Genomic DNA, 13,086 nt, shown 5'->3' on the forward strand with positions numbered 1-13,086 from the left:
TGATTGTCCCTTTGACTGCCATCACGGGATTGCCAATACTCATGGCAACTTGATGCTACCCGCACGGAACAAGGAATAACCCTTTGAAGCTGGAACTCAAGAACAGCTTGTCGGTGAAGTTGCTCCGGGTCGTGCTCCTGTCGGCATTGATCGTCGGCGTAGTCTTGAGCTGCGCGCAGATCGTCTTCGATGCCTATAAAACACGCCAGGCCGTGGCCAGCGATGCCGAGCGCATCCTCGACATGTTCCGCGACCCCTCCACACAGGCCGTCTACAGCCTGGACCGGGAAATGGGCATGCAGGTGATTGAAGGCCTGTTCCAGGACGACGCCGTGCGCCAGGCCTCCATCGGCCACCCCAACGAAGCCATGCTCGCGCAAAAATCCCGTGAATTGCAGCATTCAAACAGCCGCTGGCTGACCGACCTGATCCTCGGCAAAGAGCGCACCTTTACTACCCAACTGGTAGGCCGCGGCCCCTACAGCGAATATTACGGCGACCTGAGCATCACCCTCGACACCGCCACCTACGGGCAGGGTTTCATCGTCAGCTCGGTAATCATCTTCATCTCCGGCGTGTTACGCGCCCTGGCCATGGGCCTGGTTTTGTACCTGGTCTACCACTGGCTGCTGACCAAACCGCTGTCGCGAATCATCGAACACCTGACCGAAATCAATCCGGACCGCCCCAGCGAACACAAGATTCCGCAGATCAGGGGCCACGAAAAGAACGAACTGGGTATCTGGATCAACACCGCCAACCAGTTGCTCGAATCCATCGAACGCAACACTCACCTGCGTCACGAAGCAGAAAACAGCCTGCTGCGCATGGCCCAGTACGACTTCCTCACCGGCCTGCCAAACCGTCAGCAATTGCAGCAGCAACTGGACAAGATCCTCGTCGACGCCGGTAAATTGCAACGTCGGGTTGCGGTGTTGGTGGTAGGTCTGGACGACTTCAAAGGCATCAACGAACAGTTCAGCTATCAGACCGGCGACCAGTTGCTGCTGGCCCTGGCCGATCGCCTGCGCGCTCACAGTGGTCGCCTTGGCGCCCTCGCCCGTCTCGGTGGCGATCAATTCGCCCTGGTCCAGGCCGATATCGAACAACCTTATGAAGCCGCCGAACTGGCGCAAAGCATTCTCGATGACCTGGAAGCGGCGTTTGCCCTCGATCATCAGGAAATCCGCCTGCGCGCAACCATCGGCATCACCCTGTTTCCCGAGGACGGCGACAGCACCGAGAAACTGCTGCAAAAAGCCGAACAGACCATGACGCTGGCGAAAACCCGCTCGCGCAACCGTTATCAGTTCTACATCGCCAGCGTCGACACCGAGATGCGCCGCCGCCGGGAGCTGGAAAAAGACCTGCGTGACGCCCTGCGGCGGGACCAGTTCTACCTCGTCTACCAACCGCAGATCAGCTACCGCGATCACCGGGTGGTGGGCGTCGAGGCGCTGATACGCTGGCAGCACCCCGAACATGGCCTGGTGCCGCCCGACCTGTTCATCCCATTGGCCGAGCAGAACGGCACCATCATCGCCATCGGCGAATGGGTGCTGGATCAGGCCTGCAAACAACTGCGCGAATGGCATGACCAGGGTTTCATCGACCTGCGCATGGCGGTGAACCTGTCGACGGTGCAACTGCACCATGCCGAGCTGCCGCGAGTGGTCAACAACCTGCTGCAGATGTATCGCCTACCGCCGCGCAGCCTGGAACTGGAAGTCACCGAAACCGGCCTGATGGAAGACATCAGCACCGCCGCCCAGCATCTGTTGAGCCTGCGTCGCTCCGGCGCATTGATTGCGATCGACGATTTCGGCACCGGCTATTCGTCCTTGAGCTACCTGAAAAGCCTGCCGCTGGACAAGATCAAGATCGACAAGAGCTTCGTGCAGGACCTGCTTGATGACGACGACGATGCCACCATCGTTCGGGCGATCATCCAGCTGGGCAAGAGCCTGGGCATGCAGGTGATTGCCGAAGGCGTGGAAACCGCCGAGCAAGAGGCCTACATCATCTCCGAAGGTTGCCACGAAGGTCAGGGCTACCACTACAGCAAACCGCTGCCGGCGCGGGAATTGAGTGCCTACCTGAAACAGGCGCAACGCACCAACGCGGCTATTTTGTAGATATCAAAAGATCGCAGCCTCGTTTCACTCGACAGCTGCTACGGGTCCGTGTGCTTCTGTAGCAGCTGTCGAGTGAAACGAGGCTGCGATCTTTTTGATCCACGACACAACTCGTGTGAATAAGAAATATTTCCAGCTACAACCCTTTACACATAATGCGAAAGATTTGCATTATGTCGCAGTTTTGCGCACTTGCTGCGCCATACCACCCCCTCTCGAAGCAGGATGTTCGCCATGATTCGTATGCCTCTGGCTACCGCCAGTCTGTTGGCCATCGCTATTTCCCTCGCCGGTTGTGGCGAAGGCAAAGACAAAGCTGCAGCTCCAGCGCCTACGCCGGCCGCCAGCACGACCGCGCCGGCTCCAGCCACCGCACCGGCCGCCACCAGCAAAGTCGACGAAGCCGCCGCCAAAGCCGTTGTCGCGCATTACGCTGACATCGTCTACGCCGTTTACAGCGATGCCGAATCTACCGCGAAGACCCTGCAAACCGCCGTCGACGCCTTCCTCGCCAAGCCGAACGCCGACACCCTGAAAGCCGCCAAGGCTGCCTGGGTTGCTGCCCGCGTTCCTTACCTGCAGAGCGAAGTGTTCCGATTCGGCAACACCATCATCGACGACTGGGAAGGTCAGGTGAACGCCTGGCCACTGGACGAAGGCCTGATCGACTACGTCGACAAATCCTACGAACACGCACTGGGTAACCCGGGCGCCACGGCCAACATCATCGCCAACACCCAGGTTCAGGTCGGCGAAGACAAAATCGATGTGAAAGACATCACCCCGGAAAAACTCGCCAGCCTGAACGAGCTGGGCGGTTCCGAGGCCAACGTCGCCACCGGCTACCACGCCATCGAATTCCTGCTCTGGGGCCAGGACCTGAACGGCACCGGCCCTGGCGCCGGCAACCGCCCAGCCTCCGATTACCTGGAAGGCAAAGGCGCCACCGGCGGTCACAATGATCGTCGTCGCGCTTACCTGAAGTCCGTGACCCAGCTGCTGGTCAGCGACCTGGAAGAAATGGTCGGTAACTGGAAGCCGAACGTGGCCGACAACTACCGCGCCACTCTGGAAGCCGAACCGGTTGATACCGGCCTGCGCAAAATGCTGTTCGGCATGGGCAGCCTGTCCCTGGGCGAACTGGCGGGCGAGCGCATGAAGGTTTCCCTGGAAGCCAACTCTCCTGAAGACGAACACGATTGCTTCAGCGACAACACCCATAACTCGCAGTTCTACGATGCCAAGGGTGTTCGTAACGTCTACCTGGGCGAATACACCCGTGTCGACGGCACCAAAATGACCGGCGCCAGCCTGTCGTCCCTGGTGGCCAAGGCCGACCCGGCGGCCGACACCGCGCTGAAAGCCGACCTGGCTGCCACCGAAGCCAAGATGCAGGTCATCGTCGATCACGCCAACAAGGGTGAGCACTACGACCAGCTGATCGCCGCCGGCAACACCGCTGGCAACCAGATCGTCCGTGACGCCATCGCATCCCTGGTCAAGCAGACCGGTTCGATCGAAGCCGCCGCTGGCAAACTGGGCATCAGCGACCTGAACCCGGACAACGCTGATCACGAGTTCTGATCAACGCTGGCTGAGTGACAAAAGAGGCGACCTTCGGGTCGCCGATCGTTCCCACGCTCTGCGTGGGAATGCCTCAACGGACGCTCCGCGTTCGGCGTTTGATGTGACGCAGAGCGTCACGGGCTGCATTCCCACGCAGAGCGTGGGAACGATCAACTGATGCACATCAACCAAACGATAATTCCTCTTATTCAATCCCCCCTGCCCTGTTAGACTTTGCGCCCTTGTTTTGCTCGTCTTGCAGGATGTCTGATGCCCTCGCTGCTTCTTCGCTTGTCCGCACTGTTTCTGGCCCTGGGCCTGAGTGCCTGCGATGACGCCCCGCGTTTTACCAAGGCCGAACCCGGTGAAGCCCGGTCCGGTGGCGCAGCGACCGTGCGCAAGACCGATCAGAACGCTTTCTCCCTGCCCTCCGCCAACCTGTCGCCTTCACGGCGTGTGGATTTCAGCGTCGGCAACAGTTTCTTCCGCAACCCTTGGGTGATCGCTCCCTCGACCACCACTGCCCGGGACGGCCTCGGCCCGCTGTTCAACACCAACGCCTGTCAGGGCTGCCACATCAAGGACGGTCGCGGTCATCCGCCAACGCCTGATGCGGCGAACGCAGTATCGATGCTGGTGCGCCTGTCGATCCCGAATGCGCCGGCGTATGCCAAGGTCATCGAGCAGCTCGGCGTGGTCCCTGAGCCGGTCTACGGCGGCCAGTTCCAGGACATGGCCGTGCCCGGCGTTACCCCGGAAGGCAAAGTGCGCGTCGATTACACCCCCGTTCCGGTCCGTTTCAAGGACGGCACCGAAATCGAGCTGCGCAAGCCCAGCCTGAACATCACCCAACTGGGTTACGGCCCTATGCACCCCGACACCCGATTCTCGGCCCGCGTTGCCCCGCCGATGATTGGCCTGGGCTTGCTCGAAGCCATCCCCGACGAAGCGATCCTCGCCAATGCCGAAGCGCAGGCCAAGGACAAAAACGGCATCGCCGGACGCCCGAACCGGGTCTGGGACGACGTGCAGCAGAAGACCGTGCTTGGTCGATTCGGCTGGAAAGCCGGGCAACCGAACCTCAATCAGCAGAACGTTCACGCGTTTTCCGGTGACATGGGCCTGACCACCAGCCTGCGCCCCTTCGACGACTGCACCGATGCGCAAACCGCCTGCAAACAGGCACCGAATGGCAACGGCCCGAATGGCGAGCCGGAAGTCAGCGATAACATCCTGCGCCTGGTGCTGTTCTACAGCCGCAACCTGGCTGTACCGGCCCGCCGTGACGTCAACGCACCCGAAGTGCTGGCCGGCAAAAACCTGTTTTTCCAGGCTGGCTGCCAGTCCTGTCACACACCGAAATACACCACCGCCGCCAACGCCGCCGAACCTGAATTGGCCAATCAAGTGATTCGCCCTTACAGCGATCTGCTGCTGCACGACATGGGCGACGGCCTGGCCGACAACCGCAGCGAATTCCAGGCCAGTGGCCGCGACTGGCGCACCCCGCCGTTGTGGGGCATCGGCCTGACGCAGGCGGTCAGTGGCCACACCCAGTTTTTGCATGACGGCCGCGCGCGCAATCTGCTTGAGGCCGTGCTCTGGCATGGCGGCGAAGCGAAAGCGGCCCAGCAACAGGTTTTGTCTTTCAATGCCGAGCAGCGCGCTGCGTTGCTGGCGTTTTTGAATTCCCTTTAAACCGTATTCCATAGCGGGAGCCCGACATGTTCCGTCCCAAATTGTTGTTCACCAGCCTTGCAGCACTCGCCCTCGGCGCTTGCTCGCCACAGGACCCGCAAGCCGTCACCTCGGCCGCCATCGCCAAATCGGTGATCCTGCCGACGTACACCCGCTGGGTTGAAGCCGACCGCCAATTGGCCATCAGCGCCCTCGCCTACTGCGAAGGCAAGGAAAACCTCGAGACCGCCCGCGCTGACTTCCTGCACGCGCAGAAAGCCTGGGCCGAGCTGCAACCGCTGCTGATCGGGCCGCTGGCCGAAGGCAATCGCGCCTGGCAGGTGCAGTTCTGGCCGGACAAGAAAAACCTGGTCGGCCGTCAGGTCGAGCAACTGGTCACCGCGCAGCCGCAAATCGATGCCGCCGCCCTGGCCAAGTCCAGCGTCGTTGTGCAAGGCCTCTCGGCCTATGAATACATCCTGTTCGACAGCAAGCCGGACGTGACCAACGACGCGCAGAAAGCCAAGTACTGCCCACTGCTGAAGGCGATTGGCGAGCGTCAGAAACTGCTGGCCGAAGAGATTCTGCAAAGCTGGAACAACACCGACGGCATGCTCGCGCAAATGAGTAAATTCCCGAACCAGCGTTACGCCGACTCCCACGAAGCCATCGCCGATCTTCTGCGAGTACAGGTCACCGCCCTCGACACCCTGAAGAAAAAACTCGGCACGCCGATGGGCCGCCAGAGCAAGGGCGTGCCGCAACCGTTCCAGGCCGATGCCTGGCGCAGCCAGTCGTCCCTGACCGGCCTTGAAGCCAGTCTCGCCGCCGCCAAAACCGTGTGGGAAGGCGTCGACAACAAAGGCCTGCGCGGCCTGTTGCCAAGCGAGCAGAAACCGTTGGCCGACAAGATCGATGCCGCTTACGCCGCGTCCCTGAAATTGTTCGCCAGCAATCAGCGTCCGCTGACCGAGATGCTCAACGACGACGCCGGTCGCCAGCAACTCAACGACATCTACGACAGCCTCAACGTCGTCCATCGCCTGCACGAAGGCGAACTGGCCAAGGCGCTGGGCATCCAACTGGGCTTCAACGCCAACGACGGTGACTGATGAGGGCGAGTGCCATGCTGCGACGTCAGGCTCTGACTTTAGGTAGTTTGCTGCTGGGAGCAGTGACACTGGGCGGCTGGACGCTGTTCAAGCAAAAGGACAAAAGCCCGCTGCTGCTTTCGGCGCGGGACGATGGCGACGGCAAGCACTACGCCGTCGGTTATCGGCTGGACGGCACCCGGGGGTTCGCCACCCAGGTCGGCCAGCGTTGCCACGACATCATCAACCACCCGACGCTACCGATTGCGCTGTTCGTCGCCCGGCGTCCGGGCACCGAGAGTTACCTGATCGACCTGCGCGACGGCACGCTGCTGCAAACCGTGGCCTCGCTGCCGCACCGGCACTTCTACGGTCACGCGGTGATTCACAAGAGCGGCGACTGGCTGTACGCCACCGAGAACGACACCTCCGATCCGGGTCGCGGACTGTTGGGTGTGTACAAGTTCGAAGGTGAGCGGCTGGTGCACAGCGGCGAGATTTCCACCCATGGTATCGGCCCGCACCAGGTGTCGTGGATGCCGGATGGCGAAACGCTGGTGGTGGCCAACGGCGGTATTCGCACCGAGGCGGAAAGCCGGGTCGAGATGAACCTCAACGCCATGGAGCCGAGCCTGGTATTGATGCAACGGGACGGCACCCTGCTCAGCAAGGAAACCCTCGCCCAGCAGATGAACAGCGTGCGGCATCTGGGGATCGCCAGCGACGGCACCATCGTCGCCGGTCAGCAGTTCATGGGGCCGTCCCATGAGTCTTCGGAGCTGCTGGCGATCAAGCGTCCCGGCCAACCGTTCGTGGCCTTTCCGGTGCCTGAACATCAGTTGCAGGCGATGGGGCATTACACCGCCAGCGTGGCGGTCCACAGTGACTTGCGGCTGATCGCGTTGACCGCACCACGGGGCAACCGCTTTTTTATCTGGGACATGGACAGTGGCGAAGTACGCCTGGATGCGCCGCTTCCCGATTGCGCCGGGGTTGGCGCGGTGGCCGACGGGTTTGTCGTGACCTCGGGTCAGGGCCGCTGCCGTTACTACGATTGCCGCCAGACAGATCTGGTTGCAAAACCGCTGGAGCTTCCCGCAGGGCTCTGGGACAACCACCTTCACCTCATCTAAACACGGTCCCTTGTAGCAGCTGCCGAAGGCTGCGTTCGGCGGCGAAGCCGTCGTGAAATCATGCACCACGGTGTGTCAGGCTAACCATGGTGTCAGGATTTGCGACGGCTTCGCCGCCGAACGCAGGCTGCGCCAGCTGCTACAGGTCGTGGCGCCGTCTGCCTGTAATTTCTACCAGTTGGAATCACCCTCCGACTCAGAGTAATGTGCCCCACTGTCTCACCTGATTTTCTCCAAGGAAGTGGAAATATGCTGCGTCGCCGCATGCTGATCATGTTGGGTGTTGTTCTGCTGATCGTGCTGGTCCTGGCCGGTTACAAAGCCTTCTCCATCTACACGATGATTCAAGGCTTTTCCGCGCCGAAACCGCCGATCAATGTCGCCGCGACCACGGCCGCCGAACGCCCGTGGCAGGCCCGTCTGCCGTCCGTTGGAACGCTCAAGGCGCTGCAAGGGGTCGACCTGAGCCTGGAAATCGCCGGCACCGTCATGGATGTGCAGTTCGAGTCCGGGCAGCAGGTCAAGGCCGGTCAGCCGATCGTGCAGCTCGACAGCGACGTGGAAAAGGCGTTGCTGGAAACCGCGATGGCGGACCTCGGGCTGTCGACCGTGAATTACAACCGCGGCAGCCAACTGGTGGGCAGCCAGGCGATCTCCAAAGGTGAGTTCGACCGACTCTCGGCGATCAGGAAAAAGGACCAGGCCACGGTTAACCAGCTCAAGGCGTCGCTGGCGAAAAAGCGCATTCTCGCCCCGTTCAGCGGCACCATCGGTATTCGTCAGGTGGACGTCGGCGACTACGTGGCCAGCGGCACCATGATTGCCACCCTGCAAGACCTCAGCAGCCTCTACGTCGACTTCTTTGTGCCCGAGCAGTCGGTGCCGAAGATCGGCATCGGTCAGTCGGTGCAGATCATTGTCTCGGCCTATCCGGCACAGACCTTCGCCGGCACCATCAGCGCAATAAACCCGAAAGTCGAAAACAGCACCCGCAACGTGCAGGTCCGCGCGACCCTGGCCAACCCTGACGGCAAACTGCTGCCGGGCATGTTCGCCAGCCTGCAAGTAATGCTGCCCGACCCGCAGCTGCGCATCGTCGTGCCGGAAAGCGCGATTACCTACACGCTGTACGGCAACTCGCTCTACGTCGTCGCGCAGAAAAAAGCCGAAGACGGCAGCCTCGAAAAAGACGACAAGGGCCAACCGATCCTGATCGCCGAACGGCGTTTCATCGAAACCGGCGAGCGCCGCGACGGGCTGGTGATGATTACCAAAGGCGTGCAGAACGGCGAAAAAGTGGTCACGGCCGGTCAGATCAAACTGGACAACGGCGCACACATTGCCATCAGCGACGACAAGACCCTAGCCGAGAAGAGCAGTCAGCCTCGCGTTGACTGATCAAGGAATCCACATGGCTTTTACTGACCCGTTCATCCGCCGCCCGGTGCTCGCCACCGTGGTCAGCCTGTTGATTGTACTGCTGGGCTTCCAGGCCTGGAGCAAGCTGCCGCTGCGCCAATATCCACAAATGGAAAACGCCCTGATCACGGTGACCACGGCGTACCCCGGGGCCAACGCCGAAACCATTCAGGGTTACATCACCCAACCGATGCAGCAAAGCCTGGCGAGCGCCGAGGGCATCGACTACATGACCTCGGTCAGTCGCCAGAACTTCTCGGTGATCTCGATCTACGCGCGCATCGGTTCCAACAGCGACCGCTTGTTCACCGAGCTGCTGGCCAAGGCCAACGAGGTGAAAAACCAGCTGCCGCAGGACGCCGAAGATCCGGTGCTGAGCAAGGAAGCCGCCGACGCCTCGGCGCTCATGTACATCAGCTTCTTCAGCAAGGAGTTGAGTAACCCGCAGATTACCGATTACCTGTCGCGGGTCATCCAGCCGAAACTGGCGACCCTGCCGGGCATGGCGGAAGCCGAGATTCTCGGCAACCAGGTGTTCGCCATGCGCCTGTGGCTGGATCCGGTGAAGCTGGCCGGTTTCGGCCTGAGCGCCAGCGACGTGACCAACGCGGTGCGCCAGTACAACTTCCTCTCCGCCGCCGGTGAGGTGAAAGGCGAGTACGTTGTCACCAGCATTAACGCCAACACCGAACTCAAATCCGCCGAAGCGTTCGCCGCGATTCCACTCAAGGTCGATGGCGACAGTCGCGTGCTGCTCAGCGATGTGGCGCGGGTCGAGATGGGCGCGGAAAACTACGACTCGATCAGTTCCTTCGGTGGTACGCCGTCGGTGTACATCGGCATCAAGGCCACGCCAGGCGCCAACCCGCTGGACGTGATCAAGGAAGTGCGCAAGATCATGCCGGAGCTGGAAGCCCAGCTGCCGCCGAACCTCAAGGGTGAAATCGCCTACGACGCCACGTTGTTCATTCAGGCCTCGATCGACGAAGTGGTGAAAACTCTCTTCGAGGCGGTGCTGATCGTCATCGTGGTGGTGTTCCTGTTTCTCGGGGCGCTGCGTTCGGTGGTGATCCCGGTGGTGACCATTCCGCTGTCGATGATCGGCGTGATGTTCTTCATGCAGATGATGGGCTACTCGATCAACCTGCTGACCTTGCTGGCGATGGTGCTGGCGATCGGTTTGGTGGTGGACGATGCCATCGTGGTGGTGGAAAACATCCACCGGCACATCGAGGAAGGCAAGACGCCACTGGATGCAGCCCTCGAAGGCGCCCGGGAGATCGCCATGCCGGTGGTCTCGATGACCATCACCCTGGCGGCGGTCTATGCACCTATCGGCTTCCTGACCGGGCTCACGGGGGCGCTGTTCAAGGAGTTCGCCCTGACCCTGGCCGGGGCGGTGGTGATATCTGGCGTGGTCGCGCTGACCCTGTCGCCGATGATGTGCGCCCTGCTCCTGCGCCACGATGAAAACCCCAGCGGCCTGGCCCATCGCCTGGACCTGATTTTCGAAGGCCTCAAGCGCCGCTACCAAAGCATGCTCCACGGCACCCTCAACACCCGGCCGGTGGTGCTGGTGTTTGCGGTGATCGTGCTGTGCCTGATTCCGGTGCTGCTCAAGTTCACCAAGTCGGAACTGGCGCCCGACGAGGATCAGGGCATCATCTTCATGCTGGCCAATGCCCCGCAACCGGCCAACCTCGACTACCTGAACACCTACACCGACGAATTCATCACGATCTTCAAGGAGTTTCCCGAGTACTACTCCTCATTCCAGATCAATGGATTCAGCGGCGTGCAATCGGGGATCGGTGGTTTCCTGCTCAAACCGTGGAACGAACGCGACCGCACGCAGATGGCAATCCTGCCCGAGGTCCAGCGCAAACTGGAGAGCATCTCGGGTTTGCAGATCTTCGGTTTCAACCTGCCCTCCCTGCCCGGCACGGGTGAAGGGTTGCCGTTTCAGTTTGTCATCAATACCGCCAACGATTACGAAGCGCTGTTGCAAGTGATGGACCGGGTGAAAAAACGGGCAATGGAGTCCGGCAAGTTCGCCTTCGTCGACGTCGACCTGGCTTTCGATAAACCCGAAGTGGTCGTGGACATCGATCGAGCCAAGGCCGCGCAGATGGGCGTGTCCATGCAGGACCTGGGCGGGACACTGGCGACGTTGCTGGGTCAGGCGGAGATCAACCGATTCACCATTGAAGGTCGCAGCTATAAAGTCATCGCTCAGGTCGAGCGAGCTTTCCGGGACAACCCGGACTGGTTGAACAACTATTACGTGAAAAACACCCAAGGCGAATTGCTGGCCCTGTCGACCCTGATCACCGTTTCCGACCGGGCCCGTCCTCGGCAGCTGAACCAGTTCCAGCAACTCAACTCGGCCATCCTGTCCGGGGTTCCGCTGGTGAGCATGGGCGAAGCCATCGACACCGTGCGCCAGATCACGCTGGAAGAAGCGCCGGCCGGGTTTGCCATGGATTACGCCGGCGCGTCGCGGCAATACGTGCAGGAAGGCAGCGCGCTGTGGGTGACCTTCGCCCTGGCGCTGGCGATCATTTTCCTGGTGCTGGCGGCCCAGTTCGAAAGCTTCCGTGATCCGCTGGTGATTCTGGTGACCGTGCCGCTGTCGATCTGCGGCGCCTTGATTCCGCTGTTCCTGGGGTGGTCGAGCATGAACATCTATACCCAGGTCGGGTTGGTGACGCTGATCGGACTGATCAGCAAGCACGGAATCCTGATCGTCGAGTTCGCCAACCAGCTTCGCAAAGAGAAAGGCCTGACACCGCGCGAGGCCGTGGAAGAAGCGGCGGCGATCCGACTGCGTCCGGTGTTGATGACCACGGCGGCGATGGTGTTCGGCATGGTGCCGTTGATCATCGCCACCGGCGCGGGCGCGGTCAGCCGGTTCGATATCGGCATGGTGATCGCAACGGGGATGTCGATCGGGACGTTGTTCACGCTGTTTGTGCTGCCATGCATCTACACCCTGCTGGCCAAACCTGATGCTAAAGAACACCCATAACCCCTGTGGGAGCGGCGGTGCCAGGCTGAAGTTCGGGCACAAAAAAAGGCCTCGCATTTTGGCGAGGCCTTTTATTTTGGCTTCAATCTGTTCAACTCTGCGGCCTCATTCCTTGAGAAAGTCCGAACATGAACAGCAATAAATCATGATCGGGTTGAGATGCCACGGACGCCTTGGCTACCCGGGGCAACGGACAGTGAGCTTCAGCGCTCACTGAACTGAGGACTTGCGTGCGGGGCTGCTCCCACGCCGCCACCGCCAATGAAGCAACTGCCAAGGCTCCTATCAAGAACACACCTCGTGCAATTTCTAGTTTCATTGCTTTAAACCTTTGATAGCGCTGCCAAACGCCGTCTCATAAAAATAGACGAGTTTGCGCCAGTCTGCCTTGTTGAACGACGAGTGGCGGCGCAGTTGCTTCAGGTCATGAGCAGCCGCGCGATAGGCGGTCAAGCGCTGCCGGCATTTCTCCAGATCGATCAAGGCGATCTCGACCTTGGCCGAGTCGTCTTCGCCGGTGACCCGTACAAAGACGTGCTTGATGTAGATGCAACTGTGCTGCCAACGGCCCTTGTGCATGCGAGCCAGATTGGCGGCCAGTTCCTTCAAGACGCGATCATGCACCACTTCGCCGTGGCGCTCGCGACCGCCGCCGGCGTACCAGTGTTCGATCTCCTCGAAGCCGTCCAGCGACTTGGTCACCAGCAAGGCGCGCCATTTGTGCACAGGGTCGCGCTGTGCGCCGCAGAAAACGATTTCCGGCACGCGCACATCAAGCGCGCGAAGGCCTATGAGCGCATCACGCTCGCGCAACACGGTAGGGCGGCCGAACGGGTGCTGCCAGCTGCGATAGATATGCCCGGTCTGCCGCTTGGCGTAGAGCAGTTGTCCATCGCTGCCCATGACACGCTCCACGCCACTTTCTCCACCGCGACGGACGTTGGGTTCTTCTACCCATTCACCGCGCTGATTCCAGAAGTAGTCGAAGCGGTCCTGAGAAGCGACGTCCGTTTCTGCTGCACATTGCACTGCCATCC

At 60.9% G+C, this 13,086-nt stretch carries 9 protein-coding genes; 7 read left to right on the forward strand and 2 right to left on the reverse strand.

Going from position 1 to position 13,086, the window contains the following annotated elements; genetic code table 11:
* Nucleotides 1-83 precede the first annotated feature (83 nt).
* The 7 genes from ACA072_RS22820 (at nt 84) to ACA072_RS22850 (ending at nt 12,049) form a co-directional block, all read left to right on the forward strand.
* Entirely contained in the window at nt 84-2,135 is a 2,052-nt protein-coding gene (locus ACA072_RS22820) for a putative bifunctional diguanylate cyclase/phosphodiesterase (RefSeq protein WP_497620756.1), read from the forward strand.
* A gap of 234 nt (nt 2,136-2,369) precedes the next feature.
* Complete coding sequence (locus tag ACA072_RS22825; RefSeq protein WP_497620758.1) at nt 2,370-3,719, forward strand: imelysin family protein; 1,350 nt, start codon at nt 2,370-2,372, stop codon at nt 3,717-3,719.
* A gap of 252 nt (nt 3,720-3,971) precedes the next feature.
* On the forward strand, nt 3,972-5,399 hold the full coding sequence (locus tag ACA072_RS22830; RefSeq protein WP_497620760.1) for a di-heme oxidoreductase family protein: 1,428 nt from the start codon (nt 3,972-3,974) through the stop codon (nt 5,397-5,399).
* 26 nt (nt 5,400-5,425) lie between these two features.
* Complete coding sequence (locus tag ACA072_RS22835) at nt 5,426-6,490, forward strand: imelysin family protein (protein ID WP_497620762.1); 1,065 nt, start codon at nt 5,426-5,428, stop codon at nt 6,488-6,490.
* Nucleotides 6,491-6,504: 14 nt separating this feature from the next.
* A complete protein-coding gene (locus ACA072_RS22840) occupies nt 6,505-7,602 on the forward strand; it encodes a DUF1513 domain-containing protein (protein ID WP_497620764.1) in 1,098 nt (365 codons plus the stop codon).
* Nucleotides 7,603-7,851: 249 nt separating this feature from the next.
* Entirely contained in the window at nt 7,852-9,000 is a 1,149-nt protein-coding gene (locus ACA072_RS22845) for an efflux RND transporter periplasmic adaptor subunit (RefSeq protein ID WP_497620766.1), read from the forward strand.
* 13 nt (nt 9,001-9,013) lie between these two features.
* A complete protein-coding gene (locus ACA072_RS22850; RefSeq protein ID WP_497620767.1) occupies nt 9,014-12,049 on the forward strand; it encodes a multidrug efflux RND transporter permease subunit in 3,036 nt (1,011 codons plus the stop codon).
* A gap of 91 nt (nt 12,050-12,140) precedes the next feature.
* Here the strand turns inward: ACA072_RS22850 and ACA072_RS22855 are convergent, their stop codons facing one another.
* Nucleotides 12,141-12,368, reverse strand: a complete 228-nt coding sequence (locus ACA072_RS22855; protein WP_497620769.1) for a hypothetical protein — start codon at nt 12,366-12,368, stop codon at nt 12,141-12,143.
* Nucleotides 12,365-13,084 carry a lipopolysaccharide kinase InaA family protein gene (locus tag ACA072_RS22860; protein ID WP_497620771.1) on the reverse strand — a complete coding sequence of 240 codons (720 nt, stop codon included), beginning with the start codon at nt 13,082-13,084 and terminating at the stop codon, nt 12,365-12,367. Before ACA072_RS22860 ends, ACA072_RS22855 begins: the two co-directional genes overlap by 4 nt.
* Nucleotides 13,085-13,086 lie beyond the last annotated feature (2 nt).

Source organism: Pseudomonas sp. LBUM1656 (assembly GCF_059716065.1).